Raw genomic sequence first — 22419 nt, 5'->3', positions numbered from 1 at the left:
TCGCAAATACTGACTAATAGTGTGCCATTTTATTGTTATTATTTCCGTCTAGCGGGTGCTATGCTTAGCTTTGATAGCCTTTATAAGATAATCATAACAAAATTAATAAGTGAGATGATACGTGAACTTGATTTATATCCATGGATTGGACAGTGATGCCAACTCGACCAAAGGGATGTTGTTAGAAAAATATTGCCAGCTTCATCATCCTGATATCAATGTGCTGCGTCCTGATTTAAATAAGACCCCTGCACAAGTGTGTGAACAGTTACTGTCTTTAGTCAAAGCGCTAAATAATAGTGAAGATAGAAAATCAGCAGATAAACAGACTGAGTTACCAAATACGGTATTAATCGGCAGCTCGCTAGGTGGGTATTTTTCTACTTTGATAGGCAATCAGATAGGTTGCCCAGTTTTACTGCTCAATCCTAGTACTCAGCCCCATATCACTTTACAGCGTTTCTCTAATCAATCAGCATATAGCTTAAATGAGTCATCTACTAGCAAAGTCCTACATACGACAGCGGGTGGCTGGAATATTACGCCTGCAGATTTACAGTGGTTTGCAGATAATCAGCTGTTATCAGTAAATTATCCCGATAAAGTTGCTGTGCTGCTAAAAGAAGGCGATGAGCTGTTAAATTCTGAATTTTCTAAAGATTTTTATCAAAGTCAGGGCGCATCGGTAACGGTGCAAGTGGGTGGCGATCATTGCTTCAGTGACTTTGATGAGCAGTTGCCCATGGTGATGAATATCTTACAAGATTTAGTACAACCTTAAATAGACGACATTATATGACGTAAGCGATGGAGTATTAACGTTAACGTCGCTATTTTTCGTTATAATGGTTTAATAGAATTAAACGCACGCGAACAGTTAAGGATGCATTTGTGAGTCAATATAATGCGCAATCGTTAGAAGTTTTAGAAGGTCTTGAGCCAGTCCGTCGTCGTCCAGGTATGTATACCGATACCACGCGCCCGAACCATTTGGCGCAAGAGGTCATTGATAACTCAGTTGATGAAGCGTTAGCTGGTTATGCTAAAACCATCAAGGTGCAATTGCATAGTGATGGATCGTTGTCTGTCGAAGATGACGGGCGCGGTATGCCAACTGATATTCACCCTGAGTTTGGTCAATCTGGTATTGAGCTGATTTTGACCCGCTTGCATGCAGGTGGAAAGTTTTCGACCTCTAATTACGAAGTGTCAGGTGGTCTGCATGGTGTAGGTATCTCTGTCGTCAATGCGCTATCAACTCGCGTTGAGGTTACGGTATGGCGTGATAGCACACAGTTTGATATGGCATTTGAAAATGGCGCACCAGTTACGCCATTAACGCAAGCAGTCAGCTCAAACAAACGCAAACGTGGCACTAGAGTGCACTTTTGGGCGGATGGTAGTTTCTTTGATACGCCCAAATTTAATGTAAAACAGCTCAAGCATAATTTAAAAGCAAAGGCTGTTTTGGCCGCTGGACTGACGATTGAGTTCACTGATGATATCAATGACGAAAAGGTCGTTTGGCAGTTTACGGATGGGGTAGTCGAGTATCTAAGCGAACAATTAGATGGTTTGGAAACATTACCTGAAGCACCGTTTTATTATAATTATGATGCGAAAGCAGGTGAACGAGCGGCTATTACCTTTGCCTTGTCTTGGTTACCTGATGGTGGCACGCCGATTCAAGAAAGCTATGTGAACCTGATTCCCACAGCTCAGGGCGGTACGCACGTCAACGGACTACGCACGGGTATCTTAGAAGCTCTGCGTGAGTTCTGTGATATTCATAATTTGCTACCACGTAGTGTGAAACTAACCGCGGAAGACGTCTGGGATGGGGTGAACTATATCTTGTCTCTGAAGTTCTCTGAGCCGCAGTTTTCTGGACAGACCAAAGAGCGCTTATCTAGTCGCGAAGCGGCGGGCGCTGTACAGACATTGGCAAAAGATGCCTTTAGCCTATGGTTAAACCAGCATGCGGACATGGGTACACAAATCGCTGAATTGGCAATTAATAAAGCAGGTCGTCGTCTGAAATCTGCCAAAAAAGTTGCTCGTAAGAAAATTACTCAGGGACCCGCATTGCCTGGTAAATTGGCAGACTGCCGTGGTGATTTACGTGATGGCGCTGAGCTGTTTTTAGTAGAGGGTGATTCTGCGGGTGGTAGTGCTAAGCAGGCCAGAGATCGTCATTATCAGGCAATATTACCTTTGCGCGGCAAAATCTTAAATACATGGGAAGTATCATCAGATACGGTGCTATCAAGCCAAGAGATTCATGATATTGCCATAGCTATCGGTGTCGATCCTGCCTCTGATGATTTGTCCGAGCTGCGTTACGACAAGATATGTATCTTAGCAGATGCTGACTCTGATGGACTACACATTGCGACATTGATCTGCGCACTGTTTGTGAAGCATTTCCCTGCGCTAGTAGATGCGGGTCATTTGTTTGTGGCCATGCCGCCATTATATCGAGTAGATGTAGGTAAAGAAGTTCATTATGCATTGGATGAGCCGGAGCTTGCACATATCTTGGCTAACGTACCAGGCAATAAAAAAGCTCAGATTACACGTTTTAAAGGGCTTGGTGAAATGAGTGCTGAGCAACTACGTGAGACGACGATGAGCCGTGATACACGCCGCTTAGTACAGTTAGATATGGATGACATGGTACTGACCAATAGTGTGATGGATATGCTACTGGCTAAGAAGCGTGCCTCTGATCGTAAGTCGTGGCTTGAGAGTAAAGGTGATTTGGCCGATATTTCTTAACACTTAGCAATAAGTTTAAAGAAGTAAGTGTACAGAATATCGAAATAGGTCATTACTTATATTTATGGTTAAACGATCTATCACATAATAAAAGCACGCAAAATTCAGCCTAGCCACAAAGGCTTAATGGTATTATGTCAGTACCTTTCATTATATTGTGCTGTCATGATACCGAAGATTTTTAACCGTTCTAAGTCTGTTGTTTCTAAACCTGCGCGCTCCAAAGTACTCCCAAAACTTAGCAAAAAGCATTTGGGAGACAAGGTTCCTAAGCGTGGCAATAAGTTTGCGCCTGTTATTGCATCCGCGCTGTTAAAGGCGTCAGGTTGGCGTACGGTAGGTGAGATTCCAAATATTTCACAAGCTGTAGTGCTTGCGCTGCCACATACTTCTAATGTGGATGGTATTTATGCGATTCCAAGTCTGTTTGCATTAGATATCAAAATCAGCATTATGGGCAAGCACACGCTATTTAAAGTACCTGTGTTTGCACAGCTATTGAATTGGATAGGGGTCATTCCTATCGATCGTGGTAATAAAGGCTCTGTGCTGCAAGCCAGTATTGATAAGTTCAAAACTGGTGAACCATTATTTTTAGGATTATCACCAGAGGGGACACGGCAATATACTGAGTCGTGGAAGACAGGTTTTTATTATTTAGCAGTGGGTGCTGGTGTGCCGATTTTGCCAGTAGCGATGGACTACAATACTAAAGAAATACGGTTTATGTCGCTGGTTTATCCTACAGGTGATATCGAAGCAGATTTACCAAAAATATATTCTCAGTATAAAGGGGTGCTACCAAGACATCTTGAGCGTTTGTCGCAGCCACTACAGGACATCAATAATGCAGCTGAATAAGCCAAATGTTATAAATATTGGTTTAATTAGTTAAGTTAAAATCACTGGTTGTATGACAGGTACGAAAACTCAAAGCTATCTACAACTAAGTTCTAATAATTAATTTTGAAAAAGCCCCTGATATGATGGTATCAGGGGCTTTTTTTGAATAATATTTGGATGTCTATCAGCTTAACAATTTAGAACTGTGGTTGGCCGTTAGAAGCGCTAACACCGCCGTCAACAGGTAGATTAACACCAGTAATCATAGAGGCATCATCACTTGCTAAGAAGGTAATGGCAGCGGCGATATCCTCTGGAGTTGCCAAACGTCCAAGCGGACAGCGAGCTAAGAACTTATCCGTTTTAGACTCATTATCTTGGATAGCCGTAGTCATATCAGTTTTGGTGACACTTGGATTAACCGCATTAACACGAACCCCATCCGAACCATGATCTAATGCCAATGTACGGGTTAAATTAGTCACACCCGCTTTAGCAGCATTGTAAGCAGCCATATTCCAGTCACCACCCACGCCCGAGAGCGATGAGATATTGACGATATTACCCTTTGATGCAATTAAGTGAGGCATAGCCGCTTGAGAGACGTAAAAAGTCCCATTTAGATTCACATCGATAGCAGAGCGCCAATCATCAGCAGATAATTCTGTAATTTTACCTTGGGTTGCCTTACCAGCATTATTTACCAAAATATCAATCTTACCGAATTTGTCGATAGCGCGCTCAACCATCTCTTGTACTTGGCTTTGGACGCTGATATCGCATGTAATAATGAGATAGTTATCGGTATGAATCCAAGTACGATCTTGCGGCAACTCTTTTGCAGTTTCTTCTAATGTTGCTGCCGTACGTCCTACTAAAACCACACTAGCGCCTTCCTCGGCAAAGCGAATAGCAGTTGCACGGCCAATACCAGAGCCTGCACCCGTTACAACGACGGTCTTTTCTTTAAAACGCTTCATAATGTTTAATCCTTATTATTATATAATAGTCATTAAAGTTTCGATGATTAAAAATTCAACGACTACGGTTTCGATACATACAACTAAGTACAGTTTGTTATCCATAAACTTGCACGCAAGCAATACTGCTTTGATATCATCATAACAAGTGATCGCTTTGAAAGCGACTGTCTCTGATAGTGCTTATGTAGCATAATTTTGTATCATTCAGATATTTGTAATACGCGATAATCATGTTGTTATTATTACGAGCTGGCATGTGCGATATTCACCATACGATAATAGAAGGTTGGAACTTGTGTCCCATTCGATTACTACTATGCCCGACTGGGGCTATCTGACGACTGAGCTAGTCAGTTATTTACAAGCAGATGCTATGGCAGTGACTTTAGCAGGCATGCATACGATTGAGCATGAATACAATGCTCAGTATATCGCTCGTCACTACCAATATCAGCTACCACTTGGCAAGCTACAGCTGTTGGAGCTGACACTATATCTACCCTATGATACAGAATCAGCTGACATTGAGGCTGTGCGTATGACTGCGGTAAAGTCAGCACTTACATGGTACAAGTCATTATCGTCTCAAAATGAAGACAATGCTTCAGCTGGTTATGAAGCTATGATTTTTGATATTCAGCTTGTCGGAGGAAGTAGCAGTCTCAATCAAGATGATAACGATGACAATTCAAATAGTGCTCTACAGCGACTCAAACACAATTTTGGGGTTCGTTACTTTTTAGAAGACTTAGTTGTCGACATGAGCGAAAGCATGCAGCAGCTACAAGTATTTAGCTGGGATGACTGGTATTCGATAGCAGCAGCAGTACGCACCCCATGTGAATTATGGCGTTTCTTAGCTTATCATCTGGAGCAACTACAGCAGTCGGCTGTAAACCATATTCCAAGTTTCGAGTCAGAAGACGCTTTGGTTGAGCGCTTCTTACAAAGTCCAGATTTATTTGCCCCTGCCATTGTAGTTGATAATGCGCTCATCAAAAATGAAGTACAAGACGAACCTAACTCAGCATTGGTAGCCATCACGCTTGCCTACAAGAACCAAAGTTCAACTGCTCAGATGTACCATCAGCATATGATACAAGCAGCCACTATATGGTCTCAGCTAAGTATGCAGATGATAGATACGTATGGTAAAAAGCACGTAACTAGCAGTGACGAACAGACAGAAACACCGCTCGCTCACTGGCAACAACAACTGCTAGATGAGTCTTTGTTTTCACGCCACGAGCTTATTCGTACGCTATATAGACACCCTAAACAAAGCGCAGCGCTGCAAAAAGATGGCTATGTCGTACATCAACATTCTTATGAGAGTTTGGGACGACATTATGTACTGGTGTTTTACGGGCAAGAGTCAAAAGGACTTAATAGCAAAGCCGCTGTCCAACCAAAGCTAGCGAAGATCGCACAGGACGTTGCCACACGTTTGCCAATTATTGAACTACATCATGTAGTTGTGCTTGGTATCGACTTTATCACTGAGAATAATGAGAATTTTTTCGATATTGATTTGTGGATTCAGCCAGTTGATGCGATGACTCAAAGGGAGCGCCAACTTACTAAGCAAATGCAAAAGCTAAAACAACAAGAATTAGATAAGCAAAATACACCACCTGCTAGTAGCGTAGAAGATAGTAAACCTGCGAAGGCGCAAAAAGAAAAATTGCCTCAAGTACAAATGAGCTTAACGATTCCAGCGCGCAAAGATAAGCAGTAGATTGTAGCGTGAAATTGTTTGAATGAACTTTGATAACAAGAATTATAGATATTAAGAACCACAGATATTATTAATATATTTACTGACATAAAAAAAGACAGTCTAGGCTGTCTTTTTCTTATCTAAACTAAACAATCAAAAATACTTATTTATTGATATCGTCATTAAGACCGCTACCAGGAAGTACGTCATCACTGTTGTAGATGTCATTAGTATCAACACGTGGTGTATCAACTACATCGGTACGTAAATCAGTGGTAGGGGTACTAGCAGCAGAGGGCGTGTTTTCACGAACTGAATCAGCAACCTTTTCTTGAGTTGATGAACTTGGCTGTAGCGCAGATTTTGCTTTTGCTTCAGTGCGTTCATGATCCATCTTATCCTGCATTTTACGTAGGAAGCGAGCTGCAGCTTCTTGACCACCAAGACCAAATGATAGGGCAAAGGCAACGGCTACCGCGCCTAGTGTTAAACCAAATGCTAGGTTAACGATTGAATCGGCAATACCCATCGCTTTTAGACCCATCGCTAATACTAAGCCCATAATTAATACACGTACGATGTTTGCTAGGAATTGTGAACCTTGCTCAGAACGTTCAACCACACCTGCAATGATATTGGCAAGCCAGAATCCGATAAATAGGATAATTGCGCCTAGGATGATGTTTGCACCGAATGCGATAAACATCGTAATAATAGCTGAGATAGGCTCGAAACCTAACAAATCAGCAGCTGCAATAGCAGCAAATAGCATAGCGAAGAAGATAATCGCATAACCAACTAGGTCAGAGATTTTCTTGTCGCCCATGGTTTCTTGTAGACCAACTTTCGCAGGTAATTGATTGATTTGAGTGTTCTCAATCAGACCTTTGATGATGTTGGCAACCATGCGTACAACATAGAAAGTTACTACTAGGATAGCCACTGCCATAAAGATGTTTGGCAAGGCTTCCATGATTTTGTTAAGCATATTGGTCGCAGGGCGAGCAATTACTTCGATTTTTAGTGCATTTAGAGCAGCAATAATGGTTGGAATGATAACCACTAAAAATGCTAATGAACCTGCAATGTTAGGTAAGCTGTTTTGCTCACTTAAACCTGCTTTTGATGCTAATTCTTGTACATTAAAAGTAGAAACAAGGTTGGTCACAATACCGCGTACGACTTTGGCAATGATATAACCAACGACGAAGACCACACCAGCAATCAAGATATTAGGGATAAAGCTAAAGATTTTGTCGACCATATTAGTCAGTGGTGCAAATAAACCATCAAGCTCTAATTGACCAAGTACCATGGTCAACACAACCAATAAGATGAACCAGTAAACCATATCAGCAATCGTACTGCTCATTGGTTTTACACCAGCTTGTGCACTTAAACGCTCATCCATAGAGGTTTTTGCAAGTGCAGCGTTGATCGCTGTGCGTGCGACAGTAGCCACGACCCAACCGATCACACCAAGTGCGATAGCGCCGATAAGATTAGGGATAAATGCCAATACTTGATTAACCATATTTGCGAATGGTGCTGAGATAGAGTTTAAGTTTAATTGGCTAAGTGCGCCTGAGATAGCAATGATGAAAATAAACCAGAAAACAATCTTGGAGATGATACCTTCAAGGTCGTAGGTCTTACCAGTTGAAGAGTTCATACGCTGATTGAGATTAACTTTAGAGAGTACGCCGCGTACCAGTGCTGCGATACCAAGGGCTACTAGCCAACCAATAACGAATATCAAAATAGCACCAATGATGGAACCGATAGGTCCACCGAGATAGCCGTTAAAAGATGTGTACATTGGGTTCATCTTATCCTCCTTGAAGCATCTTATATAACTCGCCAAAAACAATGTTCATACAGCGATTAATGAGCAAGACATACAGATGGTTGTCATAAATAGTATTTTTAGAATCAGTTATATAGAGATATTATCGTTTTTGAGCATAAACTATTATCAGCAGTATCTCTTATTTATATTACAGTGACTTCGCTATCGATATCTGCTTATTTTTGATAAAAATTAAAGCTCGGTTACTTATCTCCTTAACTAATTCAGCTTAGCTGATGTATTGATGGATTTAAAGACAGAAAGCTTTACCTGTTACTATATTTGTGTGATAACTTGTTATTATGATAGAAGATATTAACATAGACTATACATTGACCCGATAATTTCATGCAAAGCGTGGTTCCCAAAACTAAGATTTGTTATTATAGAGGAATGTGACATCTCGCCACTATTCTTACAATTAGAGAGTACTTTATGAAAAAAATCACTACTTTAGGCGTTAGTGCACTTGCTAGCGCTATGTTGTTAGTAACAGGCTGTAGCACCAACAATGGCAATCAAGAAACAGCCGCTCAAAGCGTTTCCATTACCGAACAAAGCTCAGCTAGTGAAAAAGTAGGTTATAGCTTAGGTTTCATGATGGCAGAAGGTAACAAAGACGCTGTCAAAGATCTAGACCTAAATACTTTTGAAAAAGGCTTCCGTGATGGCTATGAAGGCAATGAATCAGCATTGACCCAAGAGCAAATGCAACAAGTATTGATGGACTATCAAAAAGAGCAAGAAGAGCAGTTTGTTAAAGACATGGAAACTAAGGCGACAGAAAATAAAGCCGCTGGTACTGCATTCTTAGCAGAAAACGCTAAAAAAGAAGGCGTGAAGCAAACAGAGTCTGGTTTACAGTATAAAGTTATCAAAGCAGGTACTGGTAAATCACCAAAAGCAACTGACGTGGTTGAAGTAAACTACGAAGGTAAATTGCTTGATGGTACGGTATTTGACAGCTCTTATGAGCGCGGTGAGCCAATCGAGTTCCCACTAAACCAAGTAATCGCTGGCTGGACTGAAGGTCTACAGTTGATGAAAGAAGGCGGAAAATACGAGTTCTATATCCCATCAGACATCGCTTATGGCGAAGCGGGTAACGCTGGTATCGAGCCTAACAGCACCCTTATCTTTACTGTTGAGCTATTAAAAGTAAAATAAGTATCTAAAGCAAAATTATTAGTTTAGGTACTTAACTTAAAAAAAGCCTTCATAATTATATGAAGGCTTTTTTACGATTAATATTTTACCTCAGACTGATATCGACCTTACAAAGCCGATATCAAGTTGGCGATAAACTATAGATTCTTTTGAAAGACTTTAGAGTTACGGCCATTATGGTATTTCTCTAAACGTGCTTCAGGTAAAGCGCTGGCTTCAACTTCAGCAAAGCCTTGCTCGACGAACCAATGCGCAGTACGAGTGGTCAAAACAAATAGCTTGTACAAGCCATGACTGCGCGCTTGCTGCTCTAGAAACGCTAGTAAATCTGCACCACGGCTACCACTACGGTACTCAGGGCGCACGGCAACACAGGCAACTTCCGCTGACTCTGAGTCTAGCGTATGCAATGCTGCACAGCCCAAAATCATACCATCACGCTCAATCACACTATAGTTATCAATCTCTTGCTCCAAGCGCTCACGTGAGCGGCTGACCAAGATACCTTGCTCTTCTAGAGGTGACAGTAGCTCAATAAGACCAACCACGTCATCGATATTGGCACGGCGAATTTCTTCATAAGGGTCGTGACTAATCAGCGTACCAGAACCATCACGTGTGAATAGCTCTTCTAGTAATGCGCCGTTTTTGGCATACGAGATAATATGCGTGCGATGCACACCTTGACGACAGGCTAAGCTTGCACAGTTTAAGAAATAATTAATTTCGCAATTTAAATCACGATCACGTAAGAAGCGATCAACTTCATTAGGAATCATTTCACGTAATAAACGATCGTCGTCGTTGATACCCGCTTCTTCGCCTAAGAATATAAGCTTGTCAGCACCCAGTGCTACAGCAGCGCTTAGGGCAACATCTTCCGCCAATAAGTTAAATACTTCGCCAGTCGCAGAGTAGCCCATCGAGCCTAGTACAACGATATGGTCGTGAAGTAGATTGTTTTTGATGGCTTCCACATCGATAGAACGCACTTCACCCGTCATTTGGTAATCAATACCTTCACGGATACCGTATGGGCGCGCTGTCACGAAGTTGCCCGATATTGCATCGATACGCGAACCATACATCGGAGAGTTGGCCAGTCCCATTGATAGCTGAGCTTCAATCTGTAAACGAATAGCACCAACGGCTTGTAAGATAGACGGCATCGCCGCACGTGGCGTAATGCGGATGTCTTGATGTAGCGGCGATTCAATGTTAGCGTCTTTTAAGTTCTTTTCGATTTGCGGTCGTGCCCCGTGTACCAGTACCAGCTTGATACCCAAGCTATGCAACAAGGCAAAATCATGAATAAGGGTGCTGAAGTTCGCATGATTGACCGCTTCACCACCAAACATGATCACGAAAGTTTTGCCGCGATGGGTATTAATGTAGGGTGCAGAGTTACGGAACCAATGGACGTATTCAGGGTTGATCTGGGGCATGGAGCTAGTAGTCATAATGGGAGCAGTAGTCGTTAGAATAAGAAAAGGGGCGCAGCAAAAAAATGCCTAACGCTAAAGATTTACCATAGCAAAAAACGCGGTTATGAGCTATCTTTTATTTCAGCTGTATTCAAGCATTCTAATTGCCAATCGCTGATATACACAACCTCAACACTGGGTTAATGTACGTACAAATGCTTTTTGTTATGCTAAGCGCTATTGCTTTACAGATGCTGAGCGAAGATAATCAGGTTAGATAAGTGAGTTCATGTTTTTCATAGATTGCATGAGCTATTTCACAGCGATATCTTATATACATCGTAATGCGTTTTATCTGTTGAACAAATTATAAAAATAACTTAAGTTGCACCATCTGTGTTTTACCGATATATCAACCAGGGATAATGAAAATCATGAAAAAAAGTAACCAGTTTGCTAGCCCGTTCAGTGCTTGGAGCGGCCACCGCTTATTTCACGTTGTTGCCGGTACGCTCATCGGTGCAATGGTAGTTACACAAGCCTCAGCAATGCTGCCAACACCAGAGCAAGCGGTTGATAGCTCAATGGCTATTCAGACAAGTGCCCATAAGAGCAGCAACTCAAGTGCTCAAGCCGTTAACAGCAGAATTACAGCGTCGTTGGTCAGCGTTGATGCCAATGGTCAAGAAGTACTCGTCCCTGTAGATACCAACACGCGTTTGCAGTCAGGTAATGTATTGGAGTATCAAGGATACTTTACCAATACCAATGCAGATCGCGTCCGTAAAATGACCGTTACGATGAGTATTCCAGAGCAGGTAGAGCTGCTGAAGACTGTTGCTCCTGAATTTCCGTATGGCAGTGTAGATGGTAATAATTTTGCTCGTATGCCATTACGTACCAAAGTAGATAATCAGCTACAAGATGTCGCGCTTAAATACTATAAAGCGGTACGTTGGGACCTAGAAGGTGTGGGCCTAAATGATACCGTCGCTGTAAAATATCGCGCGCGTGTCAAATAGTCCTGAATTTTTGGATTAGAATTTAGCTAGCATTGATATAATTAGCACTGGAAACTATCCATTTAGTACTGAAAGCTATCAATAAAAAAGCACCACAGTTTATAGCTGCGGTGCTTTTTTATGGTGTGACAGGACGTTTGATAATTTTACTGATAAGTAATTAATAATACTCAATTATAGCGTGGCATATTTGCTACTAGATTTTTCTTGGATAAGTTGTTTAATAGCATTGATTTGCGGCGTTGTAGCTTGAGCGCCTGCTTGTATCAGACTGCGCCGCTGACTAGTATCTATTGAACTGTTACGACCGACATTGGGAGTAATAACAATATCCGCTCGATCTCGTTCGCTCTGGTTTGATGCGGAGCGCTTAGTAGTCAGGTTGGTAGCTAGAATATTGGTTTCTAGAAAGCCCCAAAAGTCACTCAATGAGTTCATAGTCGGTATTAGATTATTAGTACTATCACTGCCTTGAGCTCCCGTCACATCTACAGCAATGACAATATCAGCACCTAAGTCATAGGCGCTATCTACGGGTACTAAACTGACCACACCGCCATCGATATATTTTTTACCGACCTTTTCAGGAATGCGTGGGGCAATAAAAATATTAGGCACGCTACAGGACGCTTGTACGGCAAGCCCTGCATCGCCAGTGGTAAAGACTGTTTTCTTCAGAGTGTGTTTCTCTGCTGCGATTGCCGCAAAAGCAATGGGGAAATCCTCTATAGCACGCGCATTCACTTTGCTATTAATAAAATTTTTTAACTTAATACCTTCGATAAAACCTTGATTGGACAAGGTAAAGTCTGTGAGCTGGCTATCAGTAGTGGTCAGTGCCAATTGCTCAAGCTGTGCCGGCGTGTAACCACTGGCGTATAAGCTACCGATCAAGCTACCCACACTCGTACCGACCACCAATGTTGGTTTGATACCGCTTTCTTCTAGCGCCTTAATGACACCCACATGGGCAAACCCTTTTGCACCGCCACCACCCAATACCAGTGCGACAGTAGGAGTCTTAATACTAGGCTCTGGCGTTGCAGGAATAGTCGATGGCAATGTGCTACACGCACTAATATAAAAACCGAGTATAGGTATTAAGCTCAACCTCAGTAATTTTAGATTATGGCGAATCAGATTGTGACGAAATTGACGAGGCAAAATAGAAACAAGCATAGAAAAACACCTTACGAAATTGCCAGAATTCAAAAAAACAGACATCAGTTATTGGTATGATGAGAAGAAGCGGTTTATCTATAGTAGATGGACTGTATAGATGCTATTTTACTAAATAGCCTAGCATAAGCAATTGTATTGTCAGCTATAATGAAATGAACCGACCTTTTTATACGTACTATCGTTATCGCTATTCTATGCTACAAGTCATCATGTACAGCCTATTAAAAATGCTCGATTTAGCATACAAAAATTAAAAATAATATTGTTAGGATCTTTAATGCCAATATCGGAGAGTCACGCCTCATCTAACTCATTAGATCACTTTAGATCTGACATGCCGCTGTCAGCACTAGATATGCCAGTGTCTGCGCTAGCAGGTGTGGGGGTAAAAGTCGCAGAGCAATTGGCGCAATTGAATATCAAGCGGATATTCGATTTGCTATTACATTTGCCCCGTGATTATGAGGATCGCAGTCGACTGGTATCAATCGCCGATGTAGAGCATGGACAGTCAGCGCTAATTACCGGTCATATCGTCCATGTCGATACCAAGCGCAGTGGGATGACTGTGACGGTGGACGATGATACGGGTACGATATCATTACGGTTTTTTAAGGTCTATCGTGGTCTGGTACAAACCATGAATTTGGGGACACGCTTACAGCTATTTGGTGAAGTCAAAGTCAGCCGCTACGGCAAGCAGATACATCATCCTGAATATCAAGTCATCACTGACAATACAGTCATGACCGATACGGGATTGCAGCCTATCTATCCTACTGTCAAAGGCTTACATCAAAACAAGCTACGCACTTTAATTAAGCTAGCATTGCAAACGGTTCGGAGCCAAGGTTTGCCTATGACATTGTTTACGGCTGGAGACTTTGCAGTTGTATCCGATTTGCCATTAGTGCCTTTTGAGCCATCCAAATCAGCGGTGTCAGAGGCCGAATATACCGAAGATATTTTTTCGACGTTAGCACGCAGCGTACCTGATAATGCGATTGGCAATAGCGTATATAAACCCAATCCTTCTACCTATCAGGCAGATAATGACATACATAGCGTTGCTGCCAGTATTGCTCAGCATAATGTCTATAATTTAACGATATTTGAAGCATTGGTACTGCTGCATACGCCGCCTACTTATACCAGCGCGTCTCAACAATACAAACTATTCACTCAACTCAGTGCTCGTACGCATGCTGCTTGCCAGCGCTTGATTATTGAAGAGTTGACTGCGCATCAGCTCAGTTTGCTATATCGTCGCCAACAGCTACATCAGCATAAAGCGCCCAAATGCACTACCAATAGTCCTCTTGCTAATAAGCTGTTTTCTGCATTGCCTTTTGATCTAACGGGTGCGCAAAAAAGAGTGATGAAAGACATTACTGCGGATATGGCAACGTCAATTCCGATGCTACGACTGGTACAGGGAGATGTGGGTGCTGGCAAGACGTTGGTGGCAGCAGGAGCAGCGGGTTATGCACTCGATAGTGGCTGGCAGGTAGCGGTCATGGCACCGACTGAGATTTTAGCAGAGCAGCATCTACTGAATTTTAAGCAATGGTTTGAGCCATTGGGCATTGGTGTCGGTTGGCTTGCAGGTAAGCAAACGGCCAAACAGCGCCGCGAAGCATTGGAAGCGGTTGCAGAAAATACCGTGCAAGTGGTGGTCGGTACTCATGCACTGTTTCAGGAGCAAGTTCAGTTCGCTAAGTTAGGTTTGGTTATCATTGATGAGCAGCATCGATTCGGTGTTGAGCAACGCATGGCATTGACCAATAAAGGCGTGGCTAATAGCACCCCGCACCAGCTAATCATGACCGCAACACCGATTCCAAGAACCTTAGCGATGAGTGTCTATGGCGATATGGATACCTCAATCATTGATGAGTTGCCACCGGGACGTACGCCAATTACGACGGTAACCATCGATCGCAATCGACGCGATGAAGTCATAGAACGTATTGCGATTAATTGCGAAGCGGGCAGGCAAGCGTACTGGGTATGCTCACTGGTAGAAGCGTCTAGTGTCTTGGATGCGCAGGCAGCCGAAGCTACTTATGAAGACTTAAATGAACGTCTAGATATTCGTATTGGACTGGTGCATGGCAAAATGAAGTCTGCTGATAAGCAAGCCATCATGCAAGAGTTCAAAGCAGGTAATTTGGATTTGTTGATTGCGACGACTGTCATCGAGGTAGGGGTCGATGTACCCAATGCGTCATTGATGGTTATCGAAAATGCAGAGCGTTTGGGACTATCACAATTACATCAGCTGCGCGGGCGAGTCGGACGTGGCTCGACCAAAAGCTTCTGTGTACTGTTATATCAAAAGCCGCTATCGGAGACAGGTACTGAGCGACTAAATGTCCTACGCGATAGTACCGATGGTTTTGTCATTGCCCAAAAAGACTTAGAGCTACGTGGGCCAGGAGAGCTGTTAGGCAAACGTCAAACGGGTAACGTTGGCTACTATTTGGCTGATTTGATCCGTGATGAGCAATTATTTGCCATTGCTCAGCGGTTAGCGAAGCATTTGATAGCAGACCCTGCACGAAAAGCAGATGTTAGTCAATTGATTCATCGCTGGATGCCTGAGGCAAGTCGCTATACCAATGCCTAGTGTCTGGTAATCAGTGCTTAGTACCCAGTGTCTAGTGATCAGTGTTTAGTGTGTAGTACCGGTATTGGCAAGTAGGTTCAGTGCGTCATTGAACACATTTCTAATTATCGGCAAATAGTATGGCCGCAAGGTTAAAGTTATTTATAGACAACACTCCATCCATAGTCAGTCGTTGAACACATCAGATATTCAGCGACTGGCTATACGCGCTCTTATTTCTTTAAATTGGTCGATATGCCTTGAACATTGCACAGATATTCGGTCTAAGTTTCAATTAAATCTATGAACGCTAGACGCTATATATAAAAATAAGATGATGACTAAATATATGCTATTCTCGATAATTTGATGAACTATTATAATAATAAACAGTGCTTTAGAGAACATCGTAATACTCTCTGTAAGTAACGCTCATAGCCCTATATCAGGCTGTCCAAACATTGCTTCGATTGCGTGCCACTTTTTATTATTGCTGTGACTGATTGATATTTTTAGTCATTTTATATCGAGTATTTCAATATTGACTGTACCTACAGAGAGTTATCATGAGCGATTTTGAAGAAACCCATCCTAAGCCGTCAGCTGAATCTGAGTTGCCGCCATATCGTCAAACTGACACTTTATCTCAAAGACCATCTGCAAAACCACCAATATGGTTGTGGCCCGTATTGGCAGCCGTGCTAGTGATAGGGGTGCTGCTTGGGAAGTACTGGGGCAATGATAGTAATGCCGCTGCAGATGAGTCAGCAACTGCTAATTCTGTCGCAAACGATCAAGCAACCGGCAGTGACGCCAGTATTGAGCAATCAGTACTCTCAGTAGAAACAGTTAGTCCAAGCCAAAATGATATCGGCAGCACGCTCAGTGCCGATGGAACCATCAATGCTAAAGATACTGCGAATGTCAGTGCAAAAGTCAATGGTGTGGCTATCGAGCGTATTTTGGTCGAAGAAGGCGACCGCGTTAGAGTAGGTCAAGTCTTAGCCGTGTTCGATACGGACGCTATGAAGCAGCAAGTGCTACAAGCGCAAGCAGATGTTGCAGAAGCGGAAGCTACCCTTGCCAATGCCAGCGCTGATGCTGCACGTGTGCTGCCATTGATCGATATCGATGCCATTAGCAAACAAGAAGCCGATCGCTACCGTACTTCGGAAGTCCGTGCGAGAGCTTCTTTGCAAGCGTCTAAAGCTCGTTTGAGTAATCAGCGTTTAACATTAGAGAACGCAAAAGTCGTCGCTCCTGTCAGCGGTATTATCAGTGAAAAAATGGTAGAAGTCGGGCAGGTGGCAGGCGGGGATCCACTATTTACGATTATCAAAGGCGGGGTTTTGGAATGGCGAGCAGATATAGATCCTAAGCTTGTCGGTGATATAGACGTCGGTACGCCTGTACAAGTCAGTCTGCCGGGTGGTGATACAGTGATGGGGCAAGTAAACCGCATCGCACCAACCGCAGACAACAACCGCCAAATTACGATTTATGCTAGCCTAGCTGCCAACTCAAAGATACGTGCAGGCATGTATCAAACAGGTGAATTCCTATTAGGAAGTACCAGTACGCAAACGATTCCTAATAGCGCAGTAGTCAGTAATGATGGTTATGATTATGTGATGCTCGTTACCGAATCGACTACTCGAGATGATCGATCGATGGGACGTATCAAGCAGCAGCGAGTGACATTGGGTGAGCGATTGGGCGAGAGCGTAGCAGTGCTAGAGCCTTTGCCAAGTGACAGTCGTATCGTAAAACAGGGCGGCAGCTTCTTAAATGACGGTGACCTAGTACGTGTTGTTGACGGTGTGTCTCAAACCAGTAAGCCAGTGCAGGCACAGTCATGAGCTTAAACGTCTCCGCTTATTCGATAAAGAACCCGCTCGTTGCTATCTTGCTGTTTGTGCTGCTGACGCTGGGCGGCATTTACGGTTTCATGAAAATGAAAGTCCAGCAGTTTCCGGACATAGATTTGCCAGCGGTGGTGGTCACGGTGACGCTACCAGGTGCCGCGCCCTCACAGCTCGAAAACGATATCGCCAAAAAGATTGAAAACAAACTGACCAGTATCGAAGGCGTGAGTCATATTCGCACCACGCTACAGACGGGTGCGGCGACCATTGCCACTGAATTCACCTTAGAAAAAGATATTCAAGAAGCGGTAGACGATGTGCGGTCAGCAGTCGGTGAAGTACGTGGTGATCTACCAGCTGCGGCTAATGATCCTATTATTACCAAAGTATCTACTGCTGGTTTTCCAGTGGTTACTTACTCTGTTGCTGCTGAGAATATGAGCGTGGAGGATCTATCTTGGTTTGTTGATGATACCGTTACCAAGCGGCTATCTGATATACCAGGTGTTAGTACCGTGAGCCGTGTTGGCGGGTTGCAGCGTGAAATCACAGTTGCTGCTGACCCAATTGCGTTAAGTGGTCTGAAGTTTTCTATTTCGCAATTATCGCAGCAAATCGCTGGTATCCAGCAAGACAGTTCTGGTGGGGAGGCGGAAGTTGGCAATACGACTCAGACCATCCGTGTTCTCGGTGCCGTTGAGCGAGCAAATGAGCTAAACGACTTGCAAGTGGCTGTCCCTACGGGGGGCACACAAGCTTTAGGTCGTATGGCAAAAATTACTGACGGCGCAGCAGATGCAAGCTCTATTGCTAAGCTAGACGGTCAAACAGTGGTGGCATTTAACATCACTCGCTCGCGCGGTGCCAGTGAGGTCGACGTGATGGACCTGGTTGATGAGGAGCTTGCCAAGCTGACTGCTGATGTCGGCAATATCAGTATTGAAAAAGTCTATGACCGAGCGACACCCATTGCAGAAGACTATGAAGCTTCGTTAAGAATGCTCATCGAAGGTGGGCTGTTGGCTGTAGTGGTAGTCTTCCTGTTTTTGCGCAATATTCGCGCGACTATCGTTGCCGCGGTCGCTTTGCCGCTATCAGTCATTCCAACTTTTTTAGGTATGTATCTGTTTGGCTTTAGTCTGAATATCATCTCACTACTGGCATTATCGCTGGTCATTGGGGTGCTGGTCGATGATGCAATCGTTGAGGTCGAAAACATTATACGCCATCTACGTATGGGTAAAACGCCTTATGAAGCGGCGATGGAAGCCGCTGATGAAATCGGTCTGGCCGTTGTCGCGACTACTTTTACTTTGATTGCAGTGTTTTTACCAACGGCTTTTATGGGGGGTATCGTTGGACAGTTTTTCCGTCAGTTTGGTTGGACAGCTGCCTTATCAATTTTTGCCTCGCTAATGGTAGCTCGCCTGATTACCCCGATGATGGCAGCTTATATCTTACGACCTGAGAAAAAGCACGTCGAAAAACAAAGCGCGATAATGAAGTACTATCTTAAGATTGTGTCTTGGACCCTACATCATCGCTGGATAACCATGGGTGCAACGCTTGTTTTATTTGTGGTATCGCTAGCTTTAGTTAAGCTGCTACCTACGTCATTTATCCCTGATAATGATATCGATCAAACTCGAGTGGCTATTGAGCTGACACCTGACGTGTCGTTGGCAGATACTGAGCGCGTGGCGGCACTAGCGAGTGCTCGCATTTTGGCCATGCCTGAGGTGACCAATATCTTTACCTCAGTGGGAGAGGCACAGGCGTCGATGGGTGCGTCGGATGGTGGCGGCGGTAAGGCTGAAAACATCGCGGGCTTGGATATCGTACTTGCTCCGCGTGCAGAACGAGGCACCAAGCAAGAGATAGAACGCAAAATTAGCAAGCTGATGCAAGAGGTGCCAGGAGCACGGTTTACTGTCGGGCTATCGAGTGGTGGTGAGAGTGGCTATAACTTTTCATTAACCAGTACCAATCCGCAACTGCTTGAACAAACTGCACAAAAAATCATGTCTGAGATTCGAGGGCTACCAAGTGCAGGTGCTGTGACCAGTGATCGCAGTCTGCCACGCCAAGAGCTAACGGTAACGCCAGATAGATTGGCAATGGCTGACAAAGGGGTGACCACGCAAGATATCGCTACGACTCTACGTGTGGCGACTGTAGGCGACTACGAGCAGCAATTGTCCAAGCTCAATCTTGATACGCGTCAAGTACCAATCGTTGTACGTTTACCTGATGTGGCTAAGCAAAATGTTAGTCAGCTAGAAGGTTTGTACGTGCCGAGTACTATGCCTGCAGGTCAAGGCGTGCGCGTCGGTGAGGTTGCTACGCTAGACTTTGGCACTGGGCCTGCACAAATTAGCAGACTGGATCGAGAGCGTGCTATTAGTATCACGGTACAACCTGCGAGTGGCGAGCTTGGCGATTTGGTACAGGCGGTAAAAGCAGTACCGACCATGCAGCAACTGCCGCCTTCGATTACCATTATCGACCAAGGTCAAGCCGAAAACATGGCAGACCTCTTTAGTGGCTTTATCATTGCGATGTCCGTCGGTGTGGTTTGTATTTTAGGCGTGCTGATTCTACTTTTTGGTCGTTTGTTGCAGCCTTTTACCATTCTGATGGCGTTACCTCTGTCGATTGGTGGGGCGTTTGTCGGCTTGGTTATTACAAATAGCAGCTTATCGATGCCTTCGATGATTGGTTTTATTATGCTCATGGGTATTGCGACCAAAAACTCAATCCTGCTGGTCGATTACGCGTTGATTGCCCAACGCCGAGGGCTGGCGCGTTTTGAGGCTATCGTAGATGCATGCCGCAAGCGTGCACGGCCTATTATCATGACAACTATTGCGATGGGTGCAGGTATGTTGCCCCTAGTATTTGGTTGGGGTGATGCAGATCCTACGTTTAGGCGTCCGATGGCAGCAGCGGTACTGGGTGGTCTGGTGACCTCTACGCTATTGAGCTTGGTTGTTATTCCTGTCGTCTATACCTTGATGGATGATCTATCAGGATGGTTTGCTAAGTGGTTGGCTCCACATGGCAAACCTAGTGACCTCTAATAGTCACTTCTCATAGAGAGCCAAATAGCTAACCAAATAGTGAGCCAAGACACGACACAATAGTAGCAATGTGGAAAATGCTGAATGATTAACACGCTCTCGATTAGGTCATACACTCGTCAGACTAGAGGACATTCTCATGACTTTCATCAGATTGTTTTGCCTTTGCGAGGGGCAATCAATATCGAAGTTGGGAGCTATACTGGAAAGGTTATCCCAAGCGAATGTGTTGTCGTCAAGGCAAATGAAAAGCACTACTTTAGTGCTGAGGAGAATGCAAAGTTTATCGTTGTGGATACAGATCTATTGCCAGAAAATGTGTTTTATTCATCACAAATTGTCTTTTCTATAAGTTCGCCATTGTTGGCATTTTTGGCGTTTTCAGAGAGTCAGTTAAGGTATCAAATCAACCCTGAAGTCGAGAAGTTGATGTTTGATACCTTTTATAAACTCCTAGAACAACAAAATCTATTTGTGCAATATGACGCTCGAATTAGAGAAGTCGTCGCATATATTCACCACAATTTTGCTAAAAACCTTTCTGTCGAAGTGTTGGCGGATATCTCTTGTCTCAGTGCCACACAGTTTAAAAAGAACTTCAAATCGCAAACAAGCCAAACCGTCACTGAGTACATCACAAGGATCAGGATGCAAAAGGCGCAAGCTTTGTTACTACATACTGACTCACCTATCGCTATCATAGCCGAACTGGTTGGTTATACGGATGTTAGTGCTTTTAGCCGCCGCTTTTCTAATTATTTTGGTATTGCCCCTTCCAAATTAAAACACGTCTAACCAGACATGCAAACCGTCCAATCTGCACAAATAGTAGTCTGTAACTCTCTATAATAATGTTATTCATTATAACGTTAGAGGTAGCTACTATGCTGCAGAATAAATCTAGTCTAAGTGCTATTTTATGTGTGATAGCTGCCAGTGTCCTTTGGGGAACGACAGGTACAGCCTCTGCTTTTATACCTGACGTTAGTCCATTAGCCGTTGGTGCGTTTTCGATGGGGGTAGGCGGTGTATTGCTAGTATTGAATGCTAAGAATAATTTATTAAGCGATAGACAGAAACTACTTTCTCAGCCTAGTCTCTTATTCATCGGTAGCCTATGCGTTGCTATCTATCCTTTGGCTTTTTATTCCTCTATGAGATTGGCTGGTGTCGCTATTGGTACAGTGATCTCAATTGCCAGTGCACCATTTTTCACTGTTATCATGGAGCGTCTGATTAGCAATAAAATAGTCACTAGTCGATGGGTGGTAAGTTTTATATTTGGTGTGGTTGGCGTTATTTTGCTGACTTTAGGGAAAACCCAATATTTGGATATAAACGTACAAGCAAATAATCGAATACTAGGCGTGTTGTTAGGGTTAGTTGCAGGATTGACCTATGCCACATATTCATGGACAGCACGTCAGATGATAGAGAACGAGGTAAACTCGAAATCAGCAATGGCCAGTATGTTTGGTCTGTCGGCAATCTTATTGTTGCCATCATTATTATTAACAGGGGAAAACCTGTTTTTGGATGCAAAACATATAAGCGTTGCCCTATATCTGGCAATTGCGCCGATGTTCTTTGGTTATTTACTTTTTGGTCAAGCGTTGAGAGTGATTGAGGCGAGCAAAGCGACGCTTATCACGTTATTAGAACCTATTGTAGCCACTATATTGGCTATCATTATAATCGGTGAAACATTCTCTCCTATCGGCTGGCTAGGGATGTCACTCATGATAATATGTCTTTTATTGCAGGTAATGAAAACGCCAAAACTGACAGGTTATCGAGTAAGGCGTGCACTGTACAAGTAACCAAGCAATATAAGTAATCAAGCAATATTTCTGACGATAAGCAGTCTTTTGATGAGTTACTGCCTGCTAAGTATGATT

15 protein-coding genes are annotated in these 22419 nt (G+C 43.5%); 11 read left to right on the top strand and 4 right to left on the bottom strand.

Translation table 11 applies throughout. The features are described 5' to 3' along the window. Window positions 1-121 precede the first annotated feature (121 nt). The 3 genes from AK824_RS12825 (at window position 122) to AK824_RS12815 (ending at window position 3639) form a co-directional block, all read left to right on the top strand. A complete protein-coding gene (locus tag AK824_RS12825; protein WP_057762144.1) occupies window positions 122-781 on the top strand; it encodes a YqiA/YcfP family alpha/beta fold hydrolase in 660 nt (219 codons plus the stop codon). Between the two features lie 110 nt (window positions 782-891). Further along, window positions 892-2778, top strand: a complete 1887-nt coding sequence (parE, locus tag AK824_RS12820) for a DNA topoisomerase IV subunit B (protein ID WP_057762142.1) — start codon at window positions 892-894, stop codon at window positions 2776-2778. A 165-nt stretch (window positions 2779-2943) separates the two neighbouring features. Beyond that, the gene (locus AK824_RS12815) at window positions 2944-3639 is read left to right on the top strand and encodes a lysophospholipid acyltransferase family protein (RefSeq protein WP_057762140.1); all 696 of its coding nucleotides are present in this window, start codon (window positions 2944-2946) and stop codon (window positions 3637-3639) included. 179 nt (window positions 3640-3818) lie between these two features. Here the strand turns inward: AK824_RS12815 and AK824_RS12810 are convergent, their stop codons facing one another. Continuing rightward, window positions 3819-4601 (bottom strand): meso-2,3-butanediol dehydrogenase, encoded by a 783-nt coding sequence (locus AK824_RS12810; protein ID WP_057762139.1) that lies wholly within the window; start codon window positions 4599-4601, stop codon window positions 3819-3821. Between the two features lie 298 nt (window positions 4602-4899). Here AK824_RS12810 and AK824_RS12805 point away from each other — a divergent pair, with 298 nt between their 5' ends. Continuing rightward, entirely contained in the window at window positions 4900-6342 is a 1443-nt protein-coding gene (locus AK824_RS12805) for a hypothetical protein (RefSeq protein ID WP_156410717.1), read from the top strand. 145 nt (window positions 6343-6487) lie between these two features. Here the strand turns inward: AK824_RS12805 and AK824_RS12800 are convergent, their stop codons facing one another. Further along, window positions 6488-8152, bottom strand: a complete 1665-nt coding sequence (locus AK824_RS12800; RefSeq protein WP_057762135.1) for a mechanosensitive ion channel — start codon at window positions 8150-8152, stop codon at window positions 6488-6490. A 456-nt stretch (window positions 8153-8608) separates the two neighbouring features. On the opposite strand from AK824_RS12800, the gene AK824_RS12795 reads away from it, so the two are divergent. After that, the gene (locus AK824_RS12795) at window positions 8609-9340 is read left to right on the top strand and encodes a BamJ family beta-barrel-assembly machinery protein (RefSeq protein WP_057762133.1); all 732 of its coding nucleotides are present in this window, start codon (window positions 8609-8611) and stop codon (window positions 9338-9340) included. Between the two features lie 137 nt (window positions 9341-9477). Here AK824_RS12795 and argA read toward each other — a convergent pair whose 3' ends face one another. Beyond that, window positions 9478-10800 (bottom strand): amino-acid N-acetyltransferase, encoded by a 1323-nt coding sequence (argA, locus tag AK824_RS12790; RefSeq protein WP_057762129.1) that lies wholly within the window; start codon window positions 10798-10800, stop codon window positions 9478-9480. Between the two features lie 398 nt (window positions 10801-11198). On the opposite strand from argA, the gene AK824_RS12785 reads away from it, so the two are divergent. Further along, the gene (locus AK824_RS12785) at window positions 11199-11786 is read left to right on the top strand and encodes a hypothetical protein (protein WP_057762127.1); all 588 of its coding nucleotides are present in this window, start codon (window positions 11199-11201) and stop codon (window positions 11784-11786) included. 174 nt (window positions 11787-11960) lie between these two features. On the opposite strand, the gene AK824_RS12780 is transcribed toward AK824_RS12785, so the two are convergent. Next, entirely contained in the window at window positions 11961-12965 is a 1005-nt protein-coding gene (locus AK824_RS12780; protein WP_057762125.1) for a patatin-like phospholipase family protein, read from the bottom strand. A 280-nt stretch (window positions 12966-13245) separates the two neighbouring features. Here AK824_RS12780 and recG point away from each other — a divergent pair, with 280 nt between their 5' ends. From recG to AK824_RS12755, 5 genes are all read left to right on the top strand, one after another. Continuing rightward, entirely contained in the window at window positions 13246-15597 is a 2352-nt protein-coding gene (gene recG, locus AK824_RS12775; protein WP_057762123.1) for an ATP-dependent DNA helicase RecG, read from the top strand. A 545-nt stretch (window positions 15598-16142) separates the two neighbouring features. Then, window positions 16143-17435 carry an efflux RND transporter periplasmic adaptor subunit gene (locus tag AK824_RS12770; RefSeq protein WP_057762120.1) on the top strand — a complete coding sequence of 431 codons (1293 nt, stop codon included), beginning with the start codon at window positions 16143-16145 and terminating at the stop codon, window positions 17433-17435. After that, window positions 17432-20521 carry an efflux RND transporter permease subunit gene (locus AK824_RS12765; RefSeq protein ID WP_057762118.1) on the top strand — a complete coding sequence of 1030 codons (3090 nt, stop codon included), beginning with the start codon at window positions 17432-17434 and terminating at the stop codon, window positions 20519-20521. Before AK824_RS12770 ends, AK824_RS12765 begins: the two co-directional genes overlap by 4 nt. An 84-nt stretch (window positions 20522-20605) precedes the next feature. Continuing rightward, on the top strand, window positions 20606-21316 hold the full coding sequence (locus AK824_RS12760) for an AraC family transcriptional regulator (RefSeq protein WP_057762116.1): 711 nt from the start codon (window positions 20606-20608) through the stop codon (window positions 21314-21316). Between the two features lie 89 nt (window positions 21317-21405). Then, complete coding sequence (locus AK824_RS12755) at window positions 21406-22341, top strand: DMT family transporter (protein WP_057762114.1); 936 nt, start codon at window positions 21406-21408, stop codon at window positions 22339-22341. The last annotated feature ends 78 nt before the right edge of the window (window positions 22342-22419 follow it).

The organism is Psychrobacter sp. P11G3 (genome assembly GCF_001435845.1).
Classification (GTDB): domain Bacteria; phylum Pseudomonadota; class Gammaproteobacteria; order Pseudomonadales; family Moraxellaceae; genus Psychrobacter.
This window is presented reverse-complemented; position numbering and strand designations above follow the sequence as displayed.

Excerpts from the sequence above, each read along its gene's own strand:
- AK824_RS12815 (WP_057762140.1), top strand. The coding sequence starts at position 2,944 with ATGATACCGAAGATTTTTAACCGTTCTAAGTCTGTTGTTTCTAAACCT.
- AK824_RS12810 (WP_057762139.1), bottom strand. The coding sequence starts at position 4,601 with ATGAAGCGTTTTAAAGAAAAGACCGTCGTTGTAACGGGTGCAGGCTCT.
- AK824_RS12800 (WP_057762135.1), bottom strand. The coding sequence starts at position 8,152 with ATGAACCCAATGTACACATCTTTTAACGGCTATCTCGGTGGACCTATC.
- AK824_RS12795 (WP_057762133.1), top strand. The coding sequence starts at position 8,609 with ATGAAAAAAATCACTACTTTAGGCGTTAGTGCACTTGCTAGCGCTATG.
- argA (WP_057762129.1), bottom strand. The coding sequence starts at position 10,800 with ATGACTACTAGCTCCATGCCCCAGATCAACCCTGAATACGTCCATTGG.
- AK824_RS12785 (WP_057762127.1), top strand. The coding sequence starts at position 11,199 with ATGAAAAAAAGTAACCAGTTTGCTAGCCCGTTCAGTGCTTGGAGCGGC.
- AK824_RS12780 (WP_057762125.1), bottom strand. The coding sequence starts at position 12,965 with ATGCTTGTTTCTATTTTGCCTCGTCAATTTCGTCACAATCTGATTCGC.
- recG (WP_057762123.1), top strand. The coding sequence starts at position 13,246 with ATGCCAATATCGGAGAGTCACGCCTCATCTAACTCATTAGATCACTTT.
- AK824_RS12770 (WP_057762120.1), top strand. The coding sequence starts at position 16,143 with ATGAGCGATTTTGAAGAAACCCATCCTAAGCCGTCAGCTGAATCTGAG.
- AK824_RS12765 (WP_057762118.1), top strand. The coding sequence starts at position 17,432 with ATGAGCTTAAACGTCTCCGCTTATTCGATAAAGAACCCGCTCGTTGCT.
- AK824_RS12760 (WP_057762116.1), top strand. The coding sequence starts at position 20,606 with ATGATTAACACGCTCTCGATTAGGTCATACACTCGTCAGACTAGAGGA.
- AK824_RS12755 (WP_057762114.1), top strand. The coding sequence starts at position 21,406 with ATGCTGCAGAATAAATCTAGTCTAAGTGCTATTTTATGTGTGATAGCT.